Consider the following 26,606-nt stretch of genomic DNA (forward strand, 5'->3'; position numbering starts at 1 on the left):
TTTTAGGATAAAATAAATACCTCAAAAAAGTGCATGGGTCAGTTGGGCTATCGCCTGGGGTTCATCAGGGTACTGATCCAGGAATGACTTCGTAGGACTTTGGGGATAAAGTACCTTTCCCGTACGCGCCAGCGGCACGAAAATCTGCTTGTCCATGGGCTTGATCTGCTGATGCTCCCAGGCTTTTTCGCCCGCGGCGCGGGACAGCATCCAGTCAAAGGCCTTTTGCAGGCTTTTGCCCTGGGGCGTCTGGTAGTGCCACAGGTCCACGCCCACGTTCTCGCCCAGCAGCGCCAGCTCAAAAAAGCCGCGCAGGTTCATCACCGAGTACCCCCAGGAAAGCGTGCGCGCCAGCTCATGGGGCTGGCTGCCGTCTTCTTTCAGTTGGCTCTCGATCCGGGCCTTGGTTTGCTCTTCCAGGATTTTTTTGGCTAGCTGCGGCTGCTCCGTAAACAGCGCGATAGACGCCGCCTGCACGTCGTAGTAAGTACCGTGGTTGTTGTGCTCGTCGGCCTCGTCCAGGCCCACGGGGCTCGTGAGCATCCAGTCCAGAAACTGCCGGTACCAATCCTGAAGAGCCCGGTAGTCGGCCGCCGACAGTGCAGGCGAGTCTTTCAAAAGCTGAATGCCGTCGATGAGCTTCGTGACCCCGTGGGTGTCGATGAGGCCTATCCCCCGCCCTTCCGTCCGGCCGGGTACCGCCTGGCCGTAGTTGAGGTGCGGGTTCATGCGGGTGGTTTCGTCCAGAAACCACACCCGCAGTAGCCTGGCGGCGTGCTCGGCGTATTTTTTATCTTCGGTATAGTACCAGGCTACTCCCAGCAGCTGCACATCCTGACACAACGCTTTGTAATATTCGGCGTCCTGGATCGCAAAGCGCTCGGGGTTCACCTGCCCGTCCTTCCGGATGTAGGGCAGGCCGTCGGCCTTGGACGAGTCGGGCCACCAGTACGGACCCACGCTCATGTAGTCGCGCTTGTCGCCACTGGGGGGTACTTTGCCTTTGGCCGTCACGGTATAGGGGCCGCGTTGCAGCGCCTGGTCGGCCTGCTGGGAAAGTGCCGCCACCGCTCGTTTCAGCGCCGGATCTTTCTTTTTCAATTTCGCTTTATTGTCCTGCAAAACCGACGGCTTTACGAGGAAGGTCACGGGAGGGGTACTTTTTGGCAGGCCGGCGGTCAGGGCAAAGCTACTCAGCAGCCAGCAGAGCATGGCCCAGAAGGTACTTTTTCGTTGGATCAGCGGGTTAGGAATCATCGTATGGCTAGGGATTTAGGAATAAAAACTACTCGGCGGGGTACTTGGCATCCATGATCATTTTTTTCTCCTTGCTTAGCTTTTGCGGATCGGCACCGGGACGACCATTGCCCGCGTAGGTATTGCCTTTGGCCTTTACGTTTTTGGCCGCGTAGGCTTCCAGGCCGTGTCCGGTGTTGTAGTGAATGAGGTTATGGCTTAAAGTAACGTTTCGGGAGCCCTGGTGCAGGTACTCCAGCATCACGCCACTGCGGTCGTTGGCCTCGATAAGGTTATTTTCCACCCAAATATTTTCCGACTCGGTGACGAGCAGGCCGTAGTACGCATTGCGGGCTATTTCGCAGTTGGCCACAATGACGTCCCGGCAGTACCCTAGCGCCAGGCCGCTGCCGTGGGGGGAGGTAGCCAGGCGACTATCGCGAACCGTGACGTCGGCGCAGTGCGTCAGGAGCAGGTTATGCTGGAGCTTGGGGCCGGGTACTATGCTGGCCCCGTTTTCGTTGAAGTCGCAGCCAAGTACCTTCAGGCCGGTGGCTCCGCTCACAAATACGCCGTTGTAGGTCGCATTTTGTACCGTTATATTTTCAAAAGTGATATTTTTCATTTGTCCTTCCTGCTGCGCCAGCAGCATAATCCCGCCCCGGTTGGCCGTGCTCCGGTACGAGCGGGCGCTGTTGGGGTCGGAAGGTACCTCGGTGCGGGTCGCGACTTCGATCACCAGGTCTCGTAGCGTGAAGTCGTGCAGATTGGGCTCAGCGTTCACCAGCGCATCGCGCACGCCAGAAGCCGGGTCCAGAAAAAGGATGGTACTTAGGCCCTCGCCCGCCAGCGTGACGCCACTGGGTACTTTGAGGGTAGTAGGTAAGCTATGTATTCCGGCCTTCGCCACCACCCAGCGGTTTTTCCCCGCCGCGGCATCCAGCGCCGCCTGTAACGATTCGCCCGGCGCTACCAGCAGCGCGTCGGAGGGTACTTTGGCCGTGGCCGAATGGCGCGCCCCGGCTACGTAGCCAATGGTACTTGCCTTGGGCGAAACCGCCTGCGTAGGTACCTTCGCCAGCGGGGCCCGCACGGCCGTCAGGACGGAGCGGCTCGCTTTGGTCCGGACCGAGTCGGCCGCCTGGCGGGTGTAGGGCATGTCAACGCCGCGGGCGGCGTAGTGGCGGTATACGTACTCGTAGTCGTCGCGCAGGGTGCGGGCTCGCTCGGAAATGGTCCCGTAGCTATGGGGTTTGTCGCTCAGCAGGAACTGGGCCGTGTACTCGTAGCCCAGGGCCAGGCGATTATTCCCAATCGAAAAGAGATCTACCCCCTGCGTGTAGGCAATCTGGGCCGCCCCGGCAAATTCGCCCAGGCCCAGCTGCACGTGCGCCTGATCGCGGGTACTTTCCTGGCACTGTCCGCTGGGGTAGATGTACTTGAAGATCCCGCCGTTAACGGGCCCGTGCAGAAAATGAGCGACGGCGTTGTCGAACAGGGGCCGGTTGTCGGTAAAAATAGCGATGGCAAGCAGCGAGTGGATAATGGCCCCGTCCCAGTTGCCATTGGCCTGGGGGTAGTAAAAACGCATGAGCGGGTAGTAGACCGTCGTGAGCATCTTTGTAAAGCGCTCTACCTCGGCGGAAGCCAAACCGGCGTTGGTATAGCGCAGAATCTCGGCGGCATTGCACAGCGCGTGGCCCGTCCAGGCGGCGAGTAGCTTGGCGTCGTTGTAATCAAAATCCCAGAGGGTACCTGACCAGGCGTTCAGGATCTCGATGGCTTTCCGGGCGTAGGCGGGGTCGTTGGTGAGGTACCAGAGCAGGGCGCAATTATAGGCCATATTGGCTCCTTTGGACAAATCATCCCCGCCGATATTGGGCCGCCCGTAGGGTCCCCGCAGTACGTGCGTGTGCGGCTTTACTTCAAAAGTAAGGTCAGTTGCTGCTTTGAGTCGATCGAAGGCGTCTTTCCAGGGCTGCTCGCCTTTGAGCACCTGCTGCTTCATATAAGCCAGGTCCTGGGCCGACTGGTCGATACCCGGATGGATGAATTTTTGGGCAAAGGCCGAAGGAAGCAAGACGGTAGTAGCAAGAACTACCACCAACATCAAAAGTCTTTTCATAACGAATGGTAAAAGGGCTAGGGTACCTGAGCAGCGGGCCGTGTCCACTACACGGTCAAGCTTTTATGCTTACTTAGAAAAACAAATGGTTGAATTGTTGGTCTAGAAGCAATTCTAAACGTAGCAATTCAACCATTTGAAGGTATTCCAACTTTTTCAACGTCAAGAAGTACTTATAAAGGTACCTCCGGGCAAATTAAAGGGCGTAGCGCTTGATGCTGATCCGGGCGCTGCGGGCACCGTTGTTTATGGCGTTAAAGTAGATATAAGCCCGGTAACGACCATCGGCCGTTTCTACCCAGGCACCCGACTCGGCCCGCATGTTGATGGCGAAGTTAGGCTCCCCTTCCAGGTTCAACTGCTGGAAATCCAGGTCGTCGATGTACACCCCAAACTGGGTGCGCGCCAGGTGGAAATCCCGGATTCCCCAGGCTTTCCGGATCTTGATGCTACGGTTTACGCCCGCCGGGAGCGTAATACCCGGACGGTACTGGGCATCGGCCGCTGGCGAAACCAGCCCGTGGTTGAACGTTACGTTCGGGATGGTCCGGTAGAGGTACACCAGGTCGATCTTGTCCGGATTGGCGGCGGCTTGTGCTGCCGTGTACACGGCCATGTCGGCAATCGAGATGTAGCAGGCTCCGGCGTCTACGACGTTCAGGTCCAGTTTAAGGTCCATTTTCCCAACGGTATACGGCCCCATGGTATAGGATACCGTTTGGCCGTTACTGCTGGTCGCCGAGAACGTAAAGTTCACCGACTGGCCGCGTGCTTCTTCGGGAATCCGGTAGAAATAGCGCAGCGTAGCCGCCGAGGTATCGGCTGTGAAGTTCACCCTGGTGATGCGCCCTTCGGTAGCGGAGGGCTGGCCCACCACGACGCCCACGTCCGCTCCACCGCCATCGGTATAGAAAGAACGATGCTCCAGGTAGGTACCGCTGGCCCCCGAAATGGAGGCTTCTACCTGGGCGGAGGTGATCCGGCCCATGTCCCGGGGAAGCGCCATGGCGTAGGCAAACTCAATGTCGAGGCCCACCACGTTGGGGCCCAGCGTACGTTTAATCACATCGTTCTGAAATCCACTGCCTTTCAGCGGCGTGACCGTCACGATCTCCTTCTCCTGGCAGGCCGAAACGCCCAGCAGACAGATCAGAAGCAATAGGGTAATGTATGAATAGTTCCGTTGCATGATCGATGGTTTTTTATTACGGTTTCTGAACAGTAACGTAAACAGTATAAGGCTTCCGCACCTTTCGGTTACCGGAAACAACTGTGTACACTTTGGGATTAGCCAAATCGGAGAAATCCACTTTGCCGGTAATCTTGGGGTCCAGCTTGGCGTCAGTCACTAACGAAAACTGAGGGAAGAGGTTCCGTAGGTCCGTACCGTAAAATACCTCCACTTGAATGGTTTGGGCGGTGGTATCAATCACGGGGTTTTTGGTGCGGACGGTTTGGAAATCCCCGCCCAGCAACTCAAAGTTACTCACGAAACACTCGGCCCGATCGGTGATGAGGAGTCCGTCCTCATCTACGGGAAAATCATTCTTGCAACCTACCCAGGCAACGGATACCAGCAAGAGTACGCAGGCTATTCTAAAATATTTTTTCATTGCAATGTTCATTTATATTACAAAAATCTCACTAGGATAGCCTGGCTTACATCCACGGCCGGTTTTGGGTCAGGTTCGGGTTACGATCCCGCTCTCCGGGCGGAATCCGGAAGATGTAGGCCTGCTCGTACACGCGCTCGGAGGCATTTTGGTAGTAGCGCTGCTGCTGAGCACCGCGCGTGTCGATCCGCCATACGCCCTCCGTGAGAGGTCCACCCCATACGCGTTCGATGGCCCGCCAGCGGCGCAGGTCGAAGCCCCGGTGGCCTTCGCCCAGCAGCTCGATGATCCGCTCCTGCTCAATGGCGTCAAAGAAAGCTTGTTTGCTGGCCGTTTTGTCTGCCTTCAACGGAGGCAAATTACCCCGGTGACGAATTTTATTCACCAGCTCAATGGCGTCGGCTTGGGGACCGTTGATTTCGTTGGTCGCTTCGGCGTACATCAGGTACACATCGGCTAGGCGCATCACGGGGAAGTCATAATCGCCGTCGCTCCGTCCCTGCCCGGCGTAGTTGCGCAGGAACTTCCGGAATACGTAGCCTGAGTTGCTACCGTCGGTATTATAGGAAGTATATCGAACGCCGTTGATAGTCACGGGTTGATTCCAGGTTTGGTAAATAAAGGGTACCCAGCCGGTCGACTGTAGACCAATCATCCCGATGCTCATTTCGTAATCCCACATGATGGAAGACTTCATGCGGTAGTCGCGGTTGGCGTAGCTCTGCGGATTCACGGCCGAGTTTGGCGTGGTACGAGCCGCGGGATTAGCCGAAGGGTTCATCGGAATCATCGGTTCCATAAAGTCGCCGGTGATGGTCGATTGGTAGCGATCGGCGATTTCGTAACGCGGAGAAACCCAGCATTGGGATCCTTCATGGGAGCGCCCGGCCACGTCGCGCATGAGTTCTTCACCCTGCGCGGTACCTACGCCACCGTGCGTGAAAGTCATGATCATCTCGGGATTTCCGTTCGCAATGGGCGTAAACAGATAGTAGTAGTTGGGTAGTTTTTCGGCTTTCCCTAGCTCATCGATTTCACCGGGTTCTCCTCCCCGGAACAGCGTCAGACCGAAATCCTGAATCACTTTACGGAAGTCCTCGGCGGCGGCGGCGTAGGCCGCATCAGCGGCGGCAGGATCACTCTTAAAGGTTTCGAGCTCCGGCCAGCCAAACTTATTCCAGCACGCCCAGTAGAGCTGCAACTTACCCCGGAAGGCCAGTGCGGCAGGCTTGCCGGCCCGCCCTATGGCGGCTCCCTTCACAGGTAGCTTTTCGTAGGCATAGGTAAAGTCAGCCATGATGGAGTCCTTCACCTGGGCGATGGGCATCCGGGTAATGTCTGCTACCTCCGCGTTGGCATTCACAATGTTGCTGATGTAGGGTACATCCCCCCACATGGAGATCAAGCGGAAGTACACCATCCCGCGGAGCAAGCGAGCCTCCCCCACAATCGCTTCCAGGTTCTCCACCGAGGAGGGGCTGGCCGTTTGCAGCATTATATTTACGTTATCGATTACGTAGTTGGCGCGGTTAACGCCCCCGTAGAGGTAACGGTACATTTTATCGAAGCTTCCCGCGTAGCCCGAAGGGTTGTAGTTACCGTTATGGTACGCATCTCCAAGCCTTAAATTTTCATTTGTTGCGCTGGTTCCGCGGGTCCGGACGTACTCCCCGTGGCCGTCAAGGTAGTAGTCGCGATCGAATAGAGGACGAATGGACGAATAGGCACCCATGAGGGCAAAGGTAGCGTCGGCTTCCGTTTTCCAGAAAGCGTTGGTTCCCAGCTCGGTTGTGGGCGCCTGCTCGAGCAGATCTTCCTGGCAGGAGCTTGCCCCCAGCATGAAGCCCGTCAAAGCCGCAACGGACAGTATTTTTGAAGTAATTCTTTTCATACCTATAAAAATCTTTGAATTAGATACCAATGTTGATACCAACTGAATACGATTTATTGATCGGGTACACGTTGCTGCGGTTACCGTCTTTTTCGGGATCAAGGCCCCGGAACTTGGTCAGTGTAGCGATGTTTTCCGACGAGCCGAAGATCCGAACGCTAGCCAGGCCAATTTTACGCAGCACGGTCTTGGGTACATTATAGCCTAACTGCACGTTTTTCACCCGGATGTAGCTCAAATCGTCCAGCCAGAAGGTACTTTCGGTTGTGTTATTACTTCCTCCTAGACGGGGCCAGGCTCCGTCGCGGTTTTCCCACGACCAAGGATTCTCCCAGTGCCCCCAGGTAGAAGCGTAGCGCTGGGTACCGAAGTTTACGTTGTTGTGGTTGTTGAGCCAGAAGTCCTTACGACCCGTAGCCCCTTGCACCAGCACCACGATGTCAAACCCGCGCCAGGAGGCATTGGCGTTCAACGCTAAGAAGGTCGTAGGGCGTTCACGCTGAAATTTAGAATGGGCAATTTTATCGTTATCGTCAATCCGGCCATCACCGTTCACGTCCTTACGCAGAATATCGCCCGGCGAGGCACCTTGGGGCGTGGCGTTGTACACATCCTCCCAGGTCTGAGCAATCCCCATATCCTCCCAAGCATACACATAGCGGTACGGCATGTTTAGGAATACCCAACCTTTCCCCAGGAACTCGTTCCACTTCTCCAGGGTTGTGACGTTTTTCGAGCCGTTCAGGTTGACGCCGTAGGCGACCTGTCCGATCTGGTCGCGCCAGGTTAGGTTCAGCTCCACCCCGCGGTTACGGAGGTTCCCGATGTTGCGGCGGGGCGCGGTGTAGGCTCCCGTCAGGTGGATCGACATCTCCGAAGGCCGGTTCATGCCCGTCGTGAGGCGGTCGTAGAAGTCGATTTCGGCGGTCAGGCGGTTGTTGAGGAAGCCCAGGTCCAACCCTAGGTTAAATACGGAAGTCGTTTCCCAGGAAAGATCCCGGTTGACCATCTTGCGGTTCACGAAGCCCTTCTGGATGCTGTTCCCCAGGAAATAGTTGCTGGCGGCCAGCGTTTCCTGCTGCTCGTAGCGACCCACCCCAGCGTTGTTTCCGAGACTACCGTACGACACCCGTAGCTTACCCGAGCTCAGGAAACGATCGGTAAAAGCACTGATGAAGCTCTCTTCGGTAAAGCGCCAGCCCAAAGCCGCCGAAGGGAAGAAGCCAAACCGACTTCCGTCTAAGAACTTGGAAGAACCGTCGGCGCGGAAGTTCACTTCGAGCAAGTAGCGGTCAAAGGCCGTGTAGTTGAGGCGGCCAATGTACGAGCGAAGCCCTTCGGCGCTGGAGCTCCCCCCTGTGCCTTGAATGTCGGTCAGGGCAGCATCGATTTCGTGCAGGGACGGGTGCAGACGGTCGTTACGGGAAGAAGACTGGTAGCGATCGTACCAGTATTCCTCGCTGTATACGGCCAGGGCGCTCAACGTGTGGTTTTTCCCAAAGGAGGTGTTGTAGGTCAATCGCCCGTTGAGCATCGTTTTGTAGCCGGTGTTGGTAAAGTTACCTACCCCCGCGTTATCCGTAACGTACGCCCGGGCCCCAAAGGCTCCCTGCTGGAAGTTGTAGGCGCGGTTGGGCATGTTGGCGTTCCAGCGAAACTGGTTGTCGTAGTTCAGGGCGTAGTCAATACGAGCCGTTAGGCCTTTGATCGGCGACCAGTCCCAGAACAAGTTGGCGTTGGCTTCCTGGCGGTTCTGGTAGCTCAGGTTGTTGATGTAGTTGGTGTAGGGATTGTAGGCCTGGGGATCTTCGTTGTAGGCCATGGTCCCCCCGTAATAACCCGAGACCGGATCGTAAGGAACAATACCGGCAATGGCGTACTGCATGTCGTAGCCCGCGGTGTTGTTGTCCTCGGTGAAACCATCCGCCAGGAAGTAGGTAAACTTCGACCAGTTCCCCTGGAAACGTACCCCTACGTTCATATTTTTGTTCAGCTTATAATCAAAGTTGAAGCGGGCGTTGTAGCGCTTAAAGTCGTTGTTGATCTGCAAACCTTTTTCGTCCATCAAACCAATCGAGATGAAGAAGTTGGACTTGTCATTGCCGCCGGAGGCCGAAAGGTTGTGGTTCTGCATGGTACCGTTACGCATGATGATGTCCCACCAGTCGGTGTTGGGATAGCGCAGCGGATCTACCATACCCAGGGCCATCCACTGGTCGATGGTACCGTCCCGGAAGAGGTAGTTAGAACGCAGCGTACCCACGTCGGCCGCGCGCTGGTGCAGCGTCAGGGCGCGGGGGTAGTCGTCCATGAAGTCGATGGCCCGGGTTGGTACCTGTACGGCGTAAGAGCCCGTATAGTTGATGCTGGCCCGTTCCTGCCCTTTACCCGACTTGGTGGTGATCAGGATAACCCCGTTGGCCGCCCGTGATCCGTACACCGATGCCGAGGTAGCGTCTTTCAGTACCGATACGCTCTCGATGTCGTGGATGTTGATCCGGTTGATGTCTACGTCGGGCATGCCGTCGACGACGATCAGCGGACCGGCACCATTGACCGTACCCAAGCCGCGAATCATCAGGCTGGCGTTATTACGGCCCGCCATACCCGTCGACTGCGTCACGGCCATACCGGGTACCAAACCCGCCAAACCCGACGATACGTTGGCCAGCGAGCGGCTGGCAATTTTTTCGTCGATGGTCACGGTGGCTACCGCGCCCGTGACGTTGGCGCGCTTCTGGGTACCGTACCCAACTACTACGACTTCGTCCAGCGCCCGGTCTTCTGACTGAAGGACCACTTCGACGGTCTGGCGGTTGCCTACTTCTACCTCCTGGGTGGCATAGCCAATAAAGCTAAACACCAGCACGGAGCTTGCATTGGTGACGTTGAGCGAGTAATTCCCGTCGGTGTTGGTGGTAGTACCGTTGGCGGTACCTTTTTCTACCACACTCACACCGGGCATTCCTTCTTTGCTATCAGAACCCGTCACGCGGCCCGTAATGGTGATAGCCTGAAGGCGGCGGGCGTTGGTCAACATTTCCGAAACAGCTACCGACCGAAAGGGAGCCTGCATACCCGAAGCGGTATTGCGGCTGGCCAGCTGAATGGGCACGAGCTGGTTGGAGGGGACTACCAATTCCGTTACCGACACCCTTTTCGTGGGGTTTTCCGTAACGTGAATCGTTTCGTTGACCCGGCGAAAGCTCAGGCCCGTCTCCTGCGAAATGGACCGAAGTACCTTACCCAGGCTCTCGTTCGTAAAATCCTGACTGAGTTTCTTATTACTCACGATTTTTCGGTCGTACTGAAAGTTGAGGTCCGTTTTCTCAACAATCTTCACGAACGCATCTTCCAGCTTCATATTACGCAGATTTGCCGAAAGGTAAATGTCCTCAATACTTTTTTCCTGGGCCTTCAGGTCAGAAGCGGCCAATAGTCCCACGAATAAGCACTGGATAATTCCTCCTAGTAGTGCGTACCTTGTCATTGCTACAATTTGTGGTAGTAGTTTGAATTTCATAAATTTAAAAGTTTAAAATTCTCGCTTAATTTTAAATAAGGCTGAACACTTGCCGCCGAGGTGCCACTCAAAGCAAGTACCCGCCTGGATTTCAAGCCGGCAATCTTTACAGATTGTCGGCTTTTTCACTAGCTACTATCGAGTAGTTTCATTTTCCTGGGTTATCTTATTTAATTATTACCTCTCGGTCGGTGACTACAAAAGAAAAACGGTTGGGGTAACGGCAAATCTCCAGAATATAATCAATGGACCGGTTCTCGAACTTCCCGCTCAAACGCCAATCGGGGCTCATTTTCACCTCACCCTCAATCCTTATTTTTACGCCGTACCACCTTTCCAGCCTGCGTACGATTTCGGCAAAGTCGGCTTTCTCAAAGTGCAGAACCCCGTCTTTCCAACCCAGCAATTCATATTTATTGTAGGTACTTACCGTCATGGCTTTCTTCTGCTTTTCAAACGTCACCATCTCGTCCCGTACCAGGTAAATCTCATTTTGGGCCGCTTCATCCGCTCCGTTGCTTACGCCTACCTTGCCCTCCACCACGGCTACCCGCACGTCCTGATTTTCGGGATAAGATTCGACGGCAAACTTCGTCCCCAGTACTTTGATGTGCAGCTCATCGGTGTGGATAATGAAGGGTGCCTTCGGGTTGGAAGCGACCTCAAAGAAGGCTTCTCCCTCCAGGTACACTTCACGTCGATCGCCAGGAAATTTTTCGGGGTAAGAAAGGGTGGATCCGGCATTGAGTTTAATCACACTCCCATCCATTAGCTTGATGGTCAGCTGCTGGCCATTGGCTACCTCCTTGCGCGCCAGGCTGGGCGTAGGGGTGCTCAGAGAAGTCCAGTATTGTTTTCCGGCCCACAGGCCTGAGAGTAGGATCACTGCCGCAGCTACCCGAAATAGCAACCGACCAATTCGCTTTCCAGCACTTTCCTCTTCCGTATCCCACGCGTCGTCCTGTTCCAGGCTAGCCGCCTTCACCTTCTCCCACTCCTGCTGCACCGTATCACTATCTAGCTTATTTTCCTTAAATGACAATGCCGCATAGAGCTCTTGCGCTTTTTCTACTTCGGCCCGTTGTCCGGGATTGTCGCTGAGCCACTCTTGCCATTCCCGGTTAGACTGGGGGCTATCACCGCGCATCCAGGCCAAAAAATCATCATCCAGCAAAAAATCCGAAGCTCGAAAATGAACGTACCGCTGCTTTTCCACAAAATCTGTTGAAATTGTCTTTTGCTAGTATAAAGCTAGAATATTACCACAGTGACCCTCTCTGATTCATTTTTTTTCTAAAAAAAATACTTTCCTCAGCACTCGCTGTTATCAGGGGTACTTTGAAAGGGTACTTTGACCCTAAAAAAGGAGGGTAGAGGTAAAAAAAGCATAGCCGCTTGGAAGGGTACTTGAGCCAGGGGCAAAAAAAGCCAGGGCCGGGTTACCTGAGCAAGAATAAGGTACTTAGCAGAAAAGGAACTACGCTCATCAGTACCGACACCGGCTCCGCCGTAAACTCTTCGGTGAGGGCGTCCAGGGCTTTGTAGATGAGCTTGTAGACGGCCCGGGTGCTGATGTTCATGGTATGCGCAATGTCGGCAAACGACTGCTCCCCGTAGTACTTCAGGTACAGGGCTTCCTTTTGGCGGGCGGGTAGTTTTTCCACGCCACGCTGCAGTTGGCTCAAACGATCGCTTGCCGTTTGGTCCCGGATCATCTGGGCTTCGATGGAAAGCTCGGAGTGGAGGTTAAATGTATCGGGGTCAATCGTGAGCCGTAAAGAGTCTGACTTCATGCGCTTTAGCACCAGACGACGCAGCGACGACAACAGGTAGTTTTTAATGGAAGTCGTTGGCCCCAGGAAAGTGCGGCGTTCCCAAATGGTAAGAAATAGAATCTGGAGACAATCCTTGATTTCGTCCTCATCGTCCTGAAAACGCTGGCAGTAGTTAAACAAGAAACTGTAGTGCTGCTTGAATATTTCCTCATAAACGATAGTATTCCCCATTTTCAAGGCTTCCCACCGCTCCGCATCGGAACTACTCGCCACTACATTATCCTCCATTTTCATACTAGGTTGTAACAAAAAAACTGGGTAAGCTTAACTTCCGAAACTTAGGGCCTTTCTTGATAAGTACGCGGTGCATCCTCATTCAGACTACTGTGTCCAGCGCGGAGTATTAGGTGGCGCGGGCTCGAAAAGGATTTAAGCCCTTTTTCTCCTTCACTATCCTGTACCTTCATGCCTTAGAGACGGCTATTTCAAGCCGTACCCCTACGACGATCTATGATTTTTCTAAAATAATATTTAATAAATTTCAGACTACCCCGGCTGGCTTACCTACGTCCAGGAAAAGGTACCCAGACCAGGAGGTACTTGCCAAAGGTACTTGGTCGATAACATGTTGAAGTTCAGAAAATTGAAGGATAGTAAGGAAGCCAAAAACGGAAGAGGTACCTGTCTGATTCGCTAGCCTTCCAGGGTAATTTTGGCGCGGGTACACACGCCGCCCACCGGAGGGTTAAACTTTGACACGCTAACCGTCACCCGCTCGACGCGGGGGTACTTTTGGCGCACCTTTTCAATGACCCGGAAAGCAATGTGCTCGAGCAAGCGGGAGCGCTCCTGCATCACCTCGGCGGCAATGCGGTAAAGCTCTTCGTAGTTGACGGTTTCGCTCAGGCGGTCGTGGTGGGCGGCCGCTACAAAATCAGTGGTGATGACGATATCAAGCGAGTACCGGTTGCCTATTTTTTGTTCTTCGGCGTAGTAGCCGTGGTAGGCAAAAAACTCTAGCCCTTCTAGTGTAATGGTACCCAAAGCAGCGTGTAAAAGTATAAAATGTACCTATAGAATGAAATCAATACGTATTCAGAGGTAGTTTGTAAAACTACCCATCCGTGGCTCGTTCCCGGCCGTTGGGCCGGAAGTGCAGGTACCTAGTTGATTTGATCAAAGAAGGAACCACCGCCTTTTTTGGGTGCCGCGCTCGTCTCCATCGCCCTGGCTTCGTTGCTTTTCTCCAACCTTTCGTTGGCTTCTTGCACCGCTTTTTTCACCTTTTGTGCTTCCGCCATGGCTTCCGAGGCGGCATCGGGTGCAGGCTCCGGCTCTACCTCTGCTACTACTTCTTCCGGTTTTTCTTCCGGGGTACTTTCCGGTTCGGTGATGGGCTCCGCAGCGGGTGGGGGTACTTCCTCATCCAGGGGAGCTTCGGCTACGGGCTCCTCCACGGGCTGGCTTTCCTCGGTGGCCTCTTCAGCCTGCGGCTGCTCTTCCTGAGACTGCTCTTCGCCCACAAGTACCTCTTCGCTCGCTGCTACGGCTTCGTCCGCCCCGGCTTCCGGGCTGCTTTCGGCTACCTGCTGGGTTACTTCCTCCATTTTCTGCAGGAAAGAATCTTTATTGAATTTTTTCTCGAAGCGGTCTACGGTTTCGCTGGTGGTACTTACCAACGTCCGGAGCTGAACGATCAGGTTGTCGCGGTACTTCTCCATGGCTTTGAAATCCCGGTCCTGGTTTTTCAGCTCATTGAGAATTTCCTCTTTGATGTACTTGGATTGGTTTTCGGCGTCCTGAATGAGCATACTGGCCTTGCGCTTGGCCTCGTTGAGCAGTTCGTCCGATTTCTGCCGCGACTCCTGCAGGTACTTTTCGGCGGCCTTGTTGGCCTGCTCGGTGATCTGCCCGCTGGTGTCTTCGGCCGTTTTGAGGGTACGGAACAGCGTCATCTCCACATCTTTGAGCTTATTGAGCTCTTTCTCGGCTATTTCGAGCTGCATTTTGAGCATTTTTTGCTCGTTCATGATCCGCTCCCACTCCTGCGATAAGGAGTTCAGAAAGGCATTCACTTCATCCACGTTATAGCCTCGGAATACCTTCTCAAAAGTGTGTTGCCGTATATCAATGGGAGATATTTTCATGCGCGTTTCGTCCGTTTTGAGTTAGTTAAATCTTTGTTGTGAAATTAACGGTTAAATTAGCACAATTCAAAAACTTAATCCAAATTATCCTCTTGAGGGTACTTGTACTCCCGCAGGGGTACCCGTTCTTAACCTGAGCCCGGCAGCGGCCCTATTCCACTTCCCAAACCGAAATCATGCGGTCGTCGCTGCACGAAACGAGCCGGTTTTGGTGCTCTTTCCAAAGCAGCTTATTCACCGAAGTACCATGCCCGGCGTGCCGCGCCCGGTCGATCACCTTCCGAAGCCGGAAGGTACCGGCATCCCATACTTTAATGGATTTGTCCATGCTGCCCGTGGCCAGCCAACGCCCGTCGGGGCTATACGTGAGGTGGTTAATGGCGAACAGGTGCGCCGGGATGTCTTCCCGCAGCTCGTAGCCCTGCTGGACATCCCATACTTTGAGGTGGGCGTCGCGCCCGGCCGTGAGCAGGTAACGGCCGTCGGGGGAGTAGCGTACTGTAAAAACGGAGTTGTCGTGCGCGCGCAGCGTTTTTTTTAGCAAAAATCCGTCCGCGTCAAATATACTCACAGTCCAGTCGCTGAATCCGGCGGCGATTTCCCCGGTAGCCGGGTTGACGGCCAGCGTACGAACGCTTTTCGCGGAGGCTTTGATGTGTTTTTGCACCGAAAAGGAAGGTACATCCAGCACCACGATCACGCCGTCGCCCTGGGCTACCCAGGCTTTTTCGCCGAAAAACTGGATGTCAAAGATAGGCACTGAGGAAAGCTTGAGCGAGGCGATGACGGCCTTTCCCGCGGGGTCAATCTTTTGAATACCTTCAAAATTCTGACCAATCCAAAGCGTATGCTCCTCCGGATGGTAGGCCAGTGCGTACACCGAAGCCCCCAGGCGTGCTACTACCTCTCCCAGGTCGGGGCGTTGTAAGTCCCACTTCACCACCAGCCCATCGCCCCCGGCCGAGTAGAAGCCCTGCGGCGTGTGGTCTGAAATTAAAGTATAGACGCAGTCGCGATGCCCGGAAAAAGTATCAATTTTGCGGATATTCATACATTCGGTTTAATGGAGGGAACTCCGGTTGTTGACAGTTAACACCTATTGCCATGCCACTCGTTCACTACGAACCCTTACTACAGTCGGGCCAGCTACTGCTCTGGAAATTGGACGAAAGTACCGAAGAGCTCCGTACGTTGTACGCGTTGCCGTACAATCAGGAAGAGCTCAGGGGGATTTCGCACCCCCAGAAGGTACGTGAATGGCTCGCCGGGCGGCTGGTGATCCGGCAGCTGGCCGAGCGCGCCGGGATCAACTACCAGGGGCTGCGCAAAGACGAGCACGGTAAGCCCTTTCTGGTGGGGTCATCCTGCCCGATTTCCGTCACCCACAGCCTGGACTACGTGGCCGCCGTGCTGCATCCGGACAGGCCCGTGGGGATTGATATGGAAAAAAAACACGAGAAGTTGATTCGTACCTCGTCCAAGTACCTGTCGGAGGCGGAGCTGCTTCAGGCCGGTGGGGATGTGGCCAAACTTTGCATGTACTGGTGTGCCAAGGAAGCGCTATTCAAGCTCAATGGTCGCCAGAAGGTCAGTTTCCGGGACCACATCCGGATCGCCCCGTTTGAGGAGGACAGCCTGCGGCTGGATGGTACCCTTACCGACGACGGCGTGGTGCGTTCAGCGGCGCTGTACGTACAGTGGGTAGGTAGTTACTGCCTGGTTATTGCTACGTAAGCACGAAGCCTACTCGCCCAGTTCGTCGTCCAGAATTGATAAAAGTATCTGCTCTACCTCCCGAATTTTGTCCGGCTCGCCCGCTTTTTCGTAGGAAAGAATCAGGTTGCGAAGTACCCTTTGAATAATCTCGAGGTGGGTGCAGGGTTGGTAAAAAGACTCCTGCGTTTTCAGGTTCAGCTGCGCTATGTAGTGGTCAATGTCGGTCTTCAGAAAAATAATGCCCCGGTTGAAGACATTGATGTAAAACTGCACCTTGTCCTGCTTGTAGGTGAGTACGAAGAGGTTGGGCAAATTGACCCCGTAGACCGGCATCCCGAGTTTGCGCGCGATCAGCATGTAGATGACACAGAGCGTAATGGGGTTGCCGCGGCGGTTTTCGAGCACGATGTTGATCATCGAGTTGGAGGCCGAGTGAAAGCTCTTGGTATTGGCCCCAAAGTTCATGGATCCATAAAACAGCGTATTCATCAGCTTCACCTGGTCCGACGGATTCATATCGTCCTGAAACTGCGGCCAGATGGAGTAGTGGAGCTGCTCAATATCCATCCGCAACTTTTCAAGCGACAGATCGGGGTACTGGTAGGTAGCTACTATCCACATACCTTCCAGCAGGTCCAGCGCCCCGCCATTTTTCCAGGCCTGCAAGCGGTCGATCATTACGCTGAGCTGCAGATCGTGGATCAGTTGTTCGATTTTTCGCTGTACAACCGGACTGAAGCTTCCCTCCCATTCGGTTTCCAGAAAAGGTATCACGCTACTACCCAGCGAGCGGATTTTCTTTTCTACGTGCCCGGTAATCTCACGGTCCTCGTCGTCCAGCAAGGAAACCAAAGCCTTTATTTCCTTTTCGTTCATACCTGCTCCAGATTGTGTTTTGATAACGATGGCTTAAATAAAAACAATTTTTATATGGGTTTCAAATTTTCTACTTTTGCCCGAAATAAAACTACCTTAATCCACAAAATTCATTCCATCGCTTAATCTGCTTACTACTATTCAACGTTTATGAAAATTTTGGTCACCGGGGGTGCTGGTTTTATTGGCTCGCATACCGTCGTAGAACTTCACAAAGCCGGTTTCGAGCCCGTTATAGCCGATAATCTCTCTAATTCCAACCGGGGCGTGCTCAACGGCCTGCGTACAATTATTGGCCAGGAAGTACCTTTTTATGAACTAGACTGCAACGATTCCGCGGCCCTGCGGGACTTGTTTCGGCAGGAGGCGTTTGGCGGAGCGATCCATTTTGCGGCCTACAAAGCCGTGGGCGAATCCGTTCAGAAGCCGCTCAACTACTACGAAAACAACCTGGGCTCGCTGTGGGTATTGCTAAAAATCATGCAGGAATTCGGGGTAGGTAACCTCGTCTTTTCTTCTTCCTGCACGGTGTACGGCCAACCTACCGACCTGCCCGTTACTGAAGATACCCCACGCCAACCGGCCGCTTCGCCCTACGGCAACACCAAGGCCATCAGCGAAGATATTATCCGTGACCACGTCTTTTCGGAGCCGGGCCTCAAAGCCATTGCGCTGAGGTACTTCAATCCCATCGGGGCGCATCCCTCGGCCCTGATCGGGGAGCTGCCCCTGGGGGTACCTAGCAACCTGGTCCCTTTCCTGACGCAGGCCGCCGCCGGGCTCCGGGAGTCCCTGACGGTCTTTGGCAGCGACTACAATACCCCCGACGGTACCTGCGTGCGCGATTTTATCCACGTGGTGGACCTGGCCAAAGCCCACGTGAAGGCGCTGGAACTGCTGGCCGAGCAACCCAACGCAAACTACTACGATGTGTTCAACGTCGGGACCGGGCGGGGCAACACCGTGCTGGAACTGATCAAAACCTTTGAAGAAGTAAATAACCTGAAGCTCAACTATACCATTGGTCCGCGCCGCCCCGGCGACGTAGAAAAAATATACGCAGAATCCAGGAAAGTCAATACCGTGATGAAATGGGAAGCCGAAAAAACGCTGGCCGAGGCCCTTCAGGATGCCTGGCGCTGGCAGCAAAAATTGGCAGAAACCCACGTAGCTTCGTAGATTCACGCGGTTTTTAACGAACTAATTCAATCAAGGAATAGTATGAAGAAGATTTTGATAACGGGGGGAGCAGGCTTCATTGGCTCGCACGTGGTGCGCCGCTTCGTGACACAGTACCCGCAGTACCAGATCCTGAACCTCGACGCACTCACCTACGCCGGTAACCTCGAAAACCTGCGTGACATCGAAAACGCCCCCAACTACACCTTCGTCAAAGGCGACATCACCGACGCCGCTTTCATCGACGCCCTCTTTGCTGAGCATGACCTCCAGGGCGTCATTCACCTGGCCGCCGAGTCGCACGTGGACCGCTCCATCTCTGACCCCATGGCCTTCGTGATGACCAACGTCATCGGGACCGTGAACCTGCTCAACGCCGCCAAAAAAGCCTGGAAGGACGACTATGCAACACGTGGTGCGACCAACCGTCGTTTTTACCACGTCTCGACCGACGAAGTCTACGGGGAGCTGCACGACCCTACGGAGTTTTTCCTCGAAACCACCAAGTACGATCCGCGCTCGCCCTACTCGGCCTCCAAAGCCTCTTCGGATCACTTCGTGCGCGCCTACCACAATACCTATAAACTACCCGTGGTCATTTCCAATTGCTCGAATAACTACGGCCCCAACCATTTCCCCGAGAAGCTCATCCCGCTGATCATCCACAACATCATCCAGCAGAAGCCGCTGCCGGTCTACGGCAAGGGCGAGAACATCCGCGACTGGCTCTTTGTGGAAGACCACGCCCGGGCCATTGACGTGATTTACCACCAGGGCAAAAACGGCGAAACCTACAACATCGGCGGCCACAACGAGTGGAAAAACCTGGACCTGGTGCTGCTGCTGTGTAGCATCATGGACCGCAAGCTGGGTCGCCCCGAAGGTACCTCCGAGCAGCAGATCACCTACGTCACCGACCGCGCCGGCCACGACCTGCGCTACGCCATCGACGCCACCAAGCTCAAAGAGGAGCTGGGCTGGGAGCCTTCGCTGCAGTTTGAGGAAGGCCTGGAACGAACCGTAGACTGGTACCTGAGCAACCAGCCCTGGCTCGAAAACGTGACCTCGGGGGCTTATCAGAAGTACTACGAAGGCATGTACGCGGGGCGGTAGGGCGCGTAGGAGAGTTCATGAGTAAGTGAGTTGATGAGTATCCTCATTTTCTCGTCCACTTTTAACTCATCCACTTTCCACTCCTCCTGCACTCATGAACTTACAACTCATTGACTCATAAACAACTTTATGAAAGGAATTATCCTGGCCGGAGGCTCCGGTACCCGTCTGCACCCGCTCACGCTGGCCGTCAGCAAGCAGCTCATGCCGGTCTTCGACAAGCCCATGATCTACTACCCGCTGTCGATCCTGATGCTGGCCGGGATCAAAGAAATCCTGATCATCTCTACCCCCCACGACCTACCCCACTTCGAGAAGCTCCTGGGCGACGGCAGCCGCCTGGGCTGTTCGTTTAGCTACGCTGTGCAGCCCAGCCCCGACGGCCTGGCGCAGGCTTTCCTGATCGGCGAGGAGTTTATCGGCTCCGACAAAGTGGCGCTGGTGCTGGGCGACAACATCTTTTACGGCTCGGGGCTCTCGCGGCTGCTGCAAGCCAACAACGACCCCGACGGCGGGGTGATCTACGCCTACCAGGTCCACGACCCGGAGCGCTACGGAGTGGTGGAGTTTGACAAAGATTTCAACGTACTTTCCATCGAGGAGAAGCCCGCTCAGCCCAAGTCCAACTACGCCGTGCCGGGCCTGTACTTTTACGACAACCAAGTGGTGGACATTGCCCGTCATACGGCCCCTTCACCGCGCGGTGAGCTGGAAATCACGGACGTCAACCGCCAGTACCTGGAGATGGGTCGTTTGAAGGTAGGCGTGCTGGACCGCGGCACGGCCTGGCTGGACACGGGTACTTTCCAGTCGCTGATGCAGGCGGGGCAGTTTGTGCAGGTGATCGAGGAGCGGCAGGGGCTGAAGATCGGGTGCATCGAGGAGGTAGCCTACCGCATGGGCTTTATCAACGCCGAGCAGCTGCAGCGGGTGGCTCAGCCGCTCATCAAAAGTGGCTACGGCGTGTACCTCCAGAATCTGCTGCGGTAATTTACAGGTACCTTGAATTGTTTTTTTGTATAAGAATTAGGGAAAGCTATCGTTTCTTTGGTAAATTTGATCATACAACGCCTCCTTTGGCGCTCGGATTGATGTACGCCCTAATCTTGAATGGAGTTTTTACCCAAAGACATTGAAACCTATACGGAGGCTCATACGGAGGCCGAAAGCGAGCTGCTGCGTGCCCTGGCCCGCGAAACGCACGCCAAGGTACTTAGGCCCCGCATGTTGTCGGGGCACCTCCAGGGCCGTTTTTTAGCGCTGCTTTCGCGCCTGCTGCGGCCAAGGCGCATTCTGGAAATAGGTACCTACACCGGCTACTCGGCCCTGTGCCTTTGTGAAGGACTGGCCACGGACGGTACGCTTACTACCCTGGATGTAAACGAAGAGCTGGAATCCCTGACCCGACGCTACTTTGAACAATCGGGCTACGCGTCCCGCATCGACTACCGCCTTGGCCCGGCTGCCGCTATCATTCCCCAACTGGACGAAACCTTTGATCTGGTTTTTATCGACGCCGACAAGCTCAACTACCTCACGTACTACCAGCTCCTGATCGACAAGGTACGCCCCGGTGGCCTTATCCTGGCCGACAACGTACTTTGGAGCGGAAAGGTAGTACCGGTACCCGGCCAGCGCATCGATAAAGATACCCAGGCTCTGCTGGACTTCAACCGGACGGTCCACGAAGACCCCCGGGTGTCTAACCTGCTGCTGCCCATTCGGGATGGCCTCATGATTTTGCAGAAAAACAGCTAATTCTCAACGCTTACTACCACAGAACCAATCATCCATCATGTTAAAACACGTCAAGAACTACCTTAGCCTCTATCTGCTGGTCGCCTGGGTCGTTGTGGGAAAAGAGAATACCGCCGCGCAGGACATCCCTTCTATCCCGGCTAGCCTGCCCTTTGCGGGTATTAACGTGAAGCTGGATAACGGCGCCCGCGCGCTCATTGAGTCGGATGTGCGAAGCCTTATGGCCAACCGTCGCTTCTGGGAAGACAAAATGGACCGCGCTATCCTGTACTTCCCCCTCATCGAAGGGGTACTTATCGACGAAGAAGTACCCATCGACTTCAAGTACCTGGCCGTGCAGGAAAGCTCCCTCACGCCCGACGCCGTGTCGTCTTCCAACGCAGTGGGTTTCTGGCAGTTCAAGCAGGAAACGGCCCTCGAACTGGGCATTCGGGTAGATAATGAGGTAGATGAACGCAAGAATATCTCCGCCTCTACCCACGCCGCCGCCCGCTACCTCAAGCGCAGCAACCAGCAGTTTAACAACTGGGTGTCCTCGCTCTACTCCTACTACCTGGGCATGGGCGGCATCAGTAAGATTGTTCCGGCCAACTGGGCCTACGCCCGCGAGATTACCCTTACCGGCCAAACCGACCGCTATGTACTGCGCTTTTTTGCCCACAAAATAGCCCTCGAAGCCGGGCTGGAACGCTACCGTTCGGCCAATACCATTGTGCTGCTGGAAGCGCCTTACGGCAAGGGCCGCGCGCTCAGCGAAGTAAGCCGCGACCTGGGCGTCACCGTACTGGACCTACAACGTTACAACCGCTGGTTCAACGGCGACTACATCCCGGCCGATAAAGACTACATGCTGGCGATTCCGGTGGCGACGGGCCAGATCAATGCCGTTCGGGACAAGCTTTCGATGGTACGCCAGGACCCAGGCATGGACCTGAGCCGGACCGACATCGGTTTTCCCGTGCTGCGTAAGGCTAGCGTACAACTCCGGGGAGCCAATGATCCTGTATTTTACGAAATCAACGGATTACCCGGCGTTCAGGCCCGTCCCAACGACCAGGTAGCCGCTTTGGCCAAAATCGCCAAGATTAGTACCTCCAGCTTTTTGCGCTACAACGACATGACGCCCCAGGACCCCATCATACCGGGGGATGTGTATTACCTGGCTAAGAAAAATAAGAAGGCCATGGTGCCTTTCCATACCGTACGGGAAAACGAAACCCTGCGGAGCATTTCTCAGATATACGGGATCCGGCTGCGCGACCTGATGAGCTACAATCGCATCAACAACCGCAACCTGCGCCTACCCACCGGCCGGGTAATGTGGCTCATGAAAAAGCGCCCCGCCAAGCAGCCCGTGGAGATCATCAACCAGCCCGGCCAGGACAAGAACCTGCCGCTACAGGCCACCAGCACGCTGGCTTCCGCTCCGGCTACGGTGGCTCCGGCTAGTACCCCTTCGTCGCCCTCCGCGGAAATTCCCCGCAATGCCTCGGAGCGTAAGAAGTATACGCCCAAATTAGCCGAAAATACCACCGCCTCCGGCACCTCCACAGACGTGTCCCGGACGGACGTGCCCCGGACGGCTTCCCCCAGCAACGAGGCTCCCGCCGTAGCCGTCACCCGGACGGAGGTGCCCCGGACGGAGGTACCTGCCAACGAGGCCCCTGCCAACGAAACCGCTCAGGCAAGGGTACCCACCCGTACCTCTACCTCCGGTGGAAGTACCGGCGACCGGATCGTGATTATCTCGCAGGAAAACGGCCAGCCGCAGATGCAGGCCGAAGAACCTACCGCGGTGGCCTCCCGGCCCGTCAACCGGACTCCCTCCGCCAGGGTACCTGCCACCAGTACGCCAAGTACCTCCTCCCGCCCCGCGGCTCCCAGCTCAGGTACCCAGTACCACACGGTTGAAGCCGGACAAACCTTTTACAGTGTTTCGCGGCTTTATAACATCTCTGTTTATGACCTGTTTACCTGGAATAAACTCACCGCAGACGATAAGCTATCCGTAGGCCAGCGGCTGCTCGTCGCGCCCCCGGCTACGCAAGTACCCACCACTGTATCAACTACGACGGCCCCCACGGCTGACTTCGTCACGCATACCGTCGCTTCGGGCGAAACGCTTTTCCGCATTTCCCAAACCTACGGGGTGAGCATGGATGAGATACAGCAAGTCAACAACATGCCCAACACCACCGTTAAACTCGGCCAACGGCTCAAAATACCCAAGCGCTAACGATACCCAGCATGATACTCATTGATAATACGTGCATCAGCGACGACATAGGTGATCAGTTTTTTGTCTGTAATCTCGAAAAATGCAAAGGTGCCTGCTGCGTCGAGGGCGACTCCGGCGCTCCGCTGGAGCCCGAAGAGGTACCTATTCTCAAGCAAATTTACCGGCACGTAGAGCCCTACCTGTCCGAAGCCGGCAAAAAGGTGATTGCCGAAGAGGGCGTCTTCACGAAGGACTGGGAAGGCGACCTGGTGACGCCCGTCATCGACGGCAAGGAATGCGCCTATGCCATTTACGACGAAAAGGGTATTCTGAAATGCGGCATCGAAGCCGCCTACAACGACGGCAAGATTGACTTTAAAAAACCCATTTCCTGCCATCTGTACCCCATTCGGATCACCAAATATGAGCAGTACCACGCCCTCAACTACGACCGCTGGCATATCTGTAGCCCGGCCTGCTCCTTCGGGCAAGCCCTTGGGGTACCCGTCTATCAGTTTCTGAAAGAGCCCCTCACCCGCGCCTACGGTGCCGAGTGGTACCAGCAGCTTCAGAAAGAGGTTGAAGAACGAAACGCCGCCGCTTCCCATGCCAAAAGCTGATTATTTTGAGGATGTGTATGAGGTAGTGCGGCTGATCCCCGTCGGGCGTGTAAGTACCTACGGGGCCATTGCTGCCTACCTGGGCTCCAAGCAGGGAGCCCGCATGGTAGGCTGGGCCATGAACAACTGCCACGCCCGGCCCGACGTCCCCGCCCACCGGGTGGTCAACCGCCAGGGGGTACTTACGGGCAAGCATTTTTTTGGCAGCCCTACGGCCATGCAAGAGCGGCTGGAAGCCGAAGGGGTACTTGTAAAAGAAGATCAGGTGCAGCAGTGGGACGCTCGCTTCTGGGACCCCAGCCTGGAATTGACCTAGCTTTGCCACCATGCAACAAAGTACCTAAAAGGCCCGCTTCTGGCGGGCCTTTTAGGTACTTACAACTGCAAAATGAAATTGATTATTTACTTGATCGCAATTAGTTGCTGCGTGGGCGTAGAGAGCTCAAGGCGCTTGCGGAAGGTTTCCTCGCCCGATTTGAACTCGAAGTAGTACGTTCCGTTTTCTACGTCTTTCAGGTTAAAGTTGCGCTTGTATTGCTGCTGTTTTTTACTCAGCGTTTCCCGGTAAAGTACCTTCCCGCGTTCATCCACCAGGCGGATCGTCATGGGCTCCTCTACGTGGCGTACCAGCGCCAGGCTTACTTTTGAGGTATTCGAAATTCGGTACAAAGCCATCTCGAACGATTTTGGCTTCTCGGGGTTGAAGAAATGGTTTTCGGCTTGTACTGCGAAAGGCAGCGAGAGAAGTGCAACGAGAGCGAAACGGCGGAACTGAGAGATAATCAAGGTTTTCATGGCTTTTTCTTTTTTAAAAAGTTGGCTAATAAATGCATTTGATTTATTAACTAGAAAAGCCCGTGCCGTATGTGCCAGTACCAGGAAGCGCGACCAGCTAAAGAAGAGTATCTACCTGATAATCTGTAAGATAAAATTATTTCTAATAAATATAAAGCGTGAAGTACCTTGACGGCAGCTGTTCGTTTCCGAACATACTTGTGCAGAAATGAACGTTCGGAACCGTACCGGGCTATTCGTTCTGGTTTACGCGGGTACCTTCGTCGCGCTGGCGACGTGCCTGCTTATCTTCAACGTACTCGACCAGGTAGGCGCACCAAACGCCGCTGGTGATGGATGCGATAAAAAATAGTAAGACGTCCATAGTTCTTGCTTTTGATTCGTTTGCGTTGAACTAAGGGATAAAAGAATACGTCCAACCAACGGTAAGGTACCTGTCCGCATCCTTACTCAAGAAACAAGTACCTGATTTTCATGCCATTGCCTCATACAAAGGCCTCTACCCTACCAAGGCAGGCTGTGGAATCGATTGCCCGGCTGGTTTCACGAAGTGGGGGAAAAACGATCTTTCGGCCCGATGGAGAGCAACCACAAGCCGGTGAAGGTGATGAGCCCGTTGAGGATCAGGCGCTCGAAGCCCAGCTTGTAGCCCCCAAACCATTCGGCGGAGTTTTGATTGACGATGTAGGTAAGAATGGGGGCAAGCACACATACTAAAGGTACCCACGCATCGCGCACCGGCCGCTTCAGGAACAGGCCAAAAGCAAACAACCCCAGTAAAGGCCCGTAGGTATAGCCCGCCAGGTCAAACACCGCCGTGATGACTTCCTTGCTGTTGAGCTGGTTAAAAACGATGATTACCAGGTAAAAAAGGACCGAAAACCCAATGTGTACCCAGAATTTGGTGCGCGAGCGCTGGGCTTCGGGTTTGTTTTCCACGTTCATGAAATCGATGCAAAAGGCGGTCGTCAGGGCCGTCAGGGCCGAGTCGGAGCTGGCATAGGTAGCCGCCGTGATCCCGAGCAGAAACGTAATACCCACCACCAGGCCCAGGTGATTCAGGGCCAGCATGGGGTAAAAATCGTCGGTCTTGGTGGTGGGCGCAATTCCTTTTTCGGCGGCGTAGAGGTACAGCAGAGCCCCTAGCGACAAAAACAGCAGGTTCACGATCACCAGGATTACCGTAAACCAAAACATGTTTTTCTGGGCTTCGCCGATATTCTTGCAGGTCAGGTTTTTTTGCATCAGATCCTGGTCCAGGCCCGTCATGACGATGGCGATGAAAGCCCCCGCAAAAAATTGCTTGTAGAAGTTTTTGGGATCGTTGCCATCCCAATAAAATATCTGGGAATAGCTACTCTCCCGCACCGAGCTCACGATGTCCGTAATACTTTGCATATTGAGCTCCCTGGCTACGAGCACAATGGTGAGGATGACGGCCGTAATCAGAAAGGTAGTCTGTAGCGTATCCGTAACGATGATCGTCTTGATGCCCCCTTTGAAAGTATATACCCAGATCAGCAAAATGGTAATGGCCACGGCTACCTCAAAAGGTACCCCTAACGGACCGAAAATAGCCAGCTGAAGTACCCCCGCCGCCACGTACAGCCGCACCGCCGAACCAACCGTGCGCGATAGTAAAAAAAACGCCGAGCCCGACTTGTACGTCCAAAACCCAAAGCGCTGGTCCAGGTAGGAATAGATGGAGATTAAGTTGAGCCGGTAATAGAGCGGCATGAGTACCGTACCGATCACCAGGTACCCCAGCAAGTACCCTAAGACCACCTGGAAATACGAAAACTGAATGGCAGCCACCGCCCCCGGCACCGACACGAACGTGACCCCCGACAGCGAGGTACCGATCATCCCGAAAGCCACCAGGTACCAGGGCGACTGCCGGTTGGCCATAAAAAAGGTATTGGTATCGGCCCCGCGCGACGTATACACCGAAATGGTAATCAACATCCCGAAATATGCGATCAGGATAAACAGGGCGATGTAAGGATTCATATGGAAAAACG

General features: G+C 54.8%; 23 protein-coding genes. 8 read left to right on the forward strand and 15 right to left on the reverse strand.

The features are described 5' to 3' along the window. Positions 1-21 precede the first annotated feature (21 nt). The 11 genes from HNQ92_RS20110 to HNQ92_RS20160 form a co-directional block, all read right to left on the reverse strand. Entirely contained in the window at positions 22-1,257 is a 1,236-nt protein-coding gene (locus HNQ92_RS20110; protein ID WP_246440498.1) for an alginate lyase family protein, read from the reverse strand. A gap of 28 nt (positions 1,258-1,285) precedes the next feature. Next, on the reverse strand, positions 1,286-3,361 hold the full coding sequence (locus HNQ92_RS20115; protein ID WP_184176598.1) for a right-handed parallel beta-helix repeat-containing protein: 2,076 nt from the start codon (positions 3,359-3,361) through the stop codon (positions 1,286-1,288). A 196-nt stretch (positions 3,362-3,557) separates the two neighbouring features. After that, positions 3,558-4,550 (reverse strand): DUF4466 family protein, encoded by a 993-nt coding sequence (locus HNQ92_RS20120; RefSeq protein ID WP_184176600.1) that lies wholly within the window; start codon positions 4,548-4,550, stop codon positions 3,558-3,560. Positions 4,551-4,566: 16 nt separating this feature from the next. Beyond that, a complete protein-coding gene (locus tag HNQ92_RS20125) occupies positions 4,567-4,941 on the reverse strand; it encodes a hypothetical protein (RefSeq protein WP_221307497.1) in 375 nt (124 codons plus the stop codon). Between the two features lie 79 nt (positions 4,942-5,020). Then, positions 5,021-6,865: a RagB/SusD family nutrient uptake outer membrane protein gene (locus HNQ92_RS20130; protein WP_184176604.1), complete on the reverse strand. Its 1,845-nt coding sequence runs from the start codon at positions 6,863-6,865 to the stop codon at positions 5,021-5,023. A 19-nt stretch (positions 6,866-6,884) separates the two neighbouring features. Beyond that, a complete protein-coding gene (locus HNQ92_RS20135) occupies positions 6,885-10,355 on the reverse strand; it encodes a SusC/RagA family TonB-linked outer membrane protein (RefSeq protein ID WP_221307498.1) in 3,471 nt (1,156 codons plus the stop codon). A 199-nt stretch (positions 10,356-10,554) separates the two neighbouring features. Next, positions 10,555-11,604: a FecR domain-containing protein gene (locus tag HNQ92_RS28965; protein WP_184176606.1), complete on the reverse strand. Its 1,050-nt coding sequence runs from the start codon at positions 11,602-11,604 to the stop codon at positions 10,555-10,557. A gap of 223 nt (positions 11,605-11,827) precedes the next feature. Further along, positions 11,828-12,451, reverse strand: coding sequence for an RNA polymerase sigma factor (locus HNQ92_RS20145; protein WP_184176608.1), 624 nt, complete (start codon positions 12,449-12,451; stop codon positions 11,828-11,830). 405 nt (positions 12,452-12,856) lie between these two features. Further along, positions 12,857-13,207 (reverse strand): dihydroneopterin aldolase, encoded by a 351-nt coding sequence (folB, locus tag HNQ92_RS20150; protein ID WP_184176610.1) that lies wholly within the window; start codon positions 13,205-13,207, stop codon positions 12,857-12,859. Between the two features lie 119 nt (positions 13,208-13,326). Then, on the reverse strand, positions 13,327-14,310 hold the full coding sequence (locus HNQ92_RS20155) for a DivIVA domain-containing protein (protein ID WP_184176612.1): 984 nt from the start codon (positions 14,308-14,310) through the stop codon (positions 13,327-13,329). A 151-nt stretch (positions 14,311-14,461) separates the two neighbouring features. Next, entirely contained in the window at positions 14,462-15,361 is a 900-nt protein-coding gene (locus HNQ92_RS20160) for a WD40 repeat domain-containing protein (RefSeq protein WP_184176614.1), read from the reverse strand. Positions 15,362-15,414: 53 nt separating this feature from the next. Between HNQ92_RS20160 and HNQ92_RS20165 the strand changes: the two genes are divergently transcribed. Then, a complete protein-coding gene (locus tag HNQ92_RS20165) occupies positions 15,415-16,044 on the forward strand; it encodes a 4'-phosphopantetheinyl transferase family protein (protein WP_184176616.1) in 630 nt (209 codons plus the stop codon). A gap of 9 nt (positions 16,045-16,053) precedes the next feature. Here HNQ92_RS20165 and HNQ92_RS20170 read toward each other — a convergent pair whose 3' ends face one another. Next, on the reverse strand, positions 16,054-16,902 hold the full coding sequence (locus HNQ92_RS20170) for a transglutaminase-like domain-containing protein (protein WP_184176617.1): 849 nt from the start codon (positions 16,900-16,902) through the stop codon (positions 16,054-16,056). A 150-nt stretch (positions 16,903-17,052) separates the two neighbouring features. On the opposite strand from HNQ92_RS20170, the gene galE reads away from it, so the two are divergent. The 7 genes from galE to HNQ92_RS20205 all read left to right on the forward strand — a co-directional run bounded on the left by galE (position 17,053) and on the right by HNQ92_RS20205 (position 24,106). After that, positions 17,053-18,081 (forward strand): UDP-glucose 4-epimerase GalE, encoded by a 1,029-nt coding sequence (gene galE / locus HNQ92_RS20175; RefSeq protein ID WP_184176619.1) that lies wholly within the window; start codon positions 17,053-17,055, stop codon positions 18,079-18,081. Positions 18,082-18,123: 42 nt separating this feature from the next. Next, complete coding sequence (gene rfbB / locus HNQ92_RS20180; RefSeq protein ID WP_184176621.1) at positions 18,124-19,194, forward strand: dTDP-glucose 4,6-dehydratase; 1,071 nt, start codon at positions 18,124-18,126, stop codon at positions 19,192-19,194. Between the two features lie 129 nt (positions 19,195-19,323). Beyond that, on the forward strand, positions 19,324-20,184 hold the full coding sequence (rfbA, locus tag HNQ92_RS20185; RefSeq protein ID WP_184176623.1) for a glucose-1-phosphate thymidylyltransferase RfbA: 861 nt from the start codon (positions 19,324-19,326) through the stop codon (positions 20,182-20,184). Positions 20,185-20,304: 120 nt separating this feature from the next. Continuing rightward, entirely contained in the window at positions 20,305-20,952 is a 648-nt protein-coding gene (locus HNQ92_RS20190; protein ID WP_184176625.1) for an O-methyltransferase, read from the forward strand. A 37-nt stretch (positions 20,953-20,989) separates the two neighbouring features. Beyond that, on the forward strand, positions 20,990-23,188 hold the full coding sequence (locus HNQ92_RS20195) for a LysM peptidoglycan-binding domain-containing protein (RefSeq protein ID WP_184176627.1): 2,199 nt from the start codon (positions 20,990-20,992) through the stop codon (positions 23,186-23,188). 11 nt (positions 23,189-23,199) lie between these two features. Beyond that, positions 23,200-23,790 carry a DUF3109 family protein gene (locus HNQ92_RS20200; protein WP_184176629.1) on the forward strand — a complete coding sequence of 197 codons (591 nt, stop codon included), beginning with the start codon at positions 23,200-23,202 and terminating at the stop codon, positions 23,788-23,790. Beyond that, positions 23,777-24,106 (forward strand): MGMT family protein, encoded by a 330-nt coding sequence (locus HNQ92_RS20205; protein WP_184176631.1) that lies wholly within the window; start codon positions 23,777-23,779, stop codon positions 24,104-24,106. The genes HNQ92_RS20200 and HNQ92_RS20205 overlap by 14 nt, the downstream gene beginning before the upstream one ends. Before the next feature lie 86 nt (positions 24,107-24,192). On the opposite strand, the gene HNQ92_RS20210 is transcribed toward HNQ92_RS20205, so the two are convergent. The 3 genes from HNQ92_RS20210 to HNQ92_RS20215 form a co-directional block, all read right to left on the reverse strand. Continuing rightward, positions 24,193-24,585, reverse strand: coding sequence for a T9SS type A sorting domain-containing protein (locus tag HNQ92_RS20210; protein ID WP_184176633.1), 393 nt, complete (start codon positions 24,583-24,585; stop codon positions 24,193-24,195). A 232-nt stretch (positions 24,586-24,817) separates the two neighbouring features. Beyond that, positions 24,818-24,949 (reverse strand): hypothetical protein, encoded by a 132-nt coding sequence (locus tag HNQ92_RS28970; RefSeq protein ID WP_281380767.1) that lies wholly within the window; start codon positions 24,947-24,949, stop codon positions 24,818-24,820. A 179-nt stretch (positions 24,950-25,128) separates the two neighbouring features. After that, the gene (locus HNQ92_RS20215; RefSeq protein ID WP_184176635.1) at positions 25,129-26,595 is read right to left on the reverse strand and encodes a sodium:solute symporter; all 1,467 of its coding nucleotides are present in this window, start codon (positions 26,593-26,595) and stop codon (positions 25,129-25,131) included. Between the last annotated feature and the right edge of the window lie 11 nt (positions 26,596-26,606).

The sequence above is a fragment of the Rhabdobacter roseus genome, from assembly GCF_014202275.1.
GTDB lineage: Bacteria > Bacteroidota > Bacteroidia > Cytophagales > Spirosomataceae > Rhabdobacter > Rhabdobacter roseus.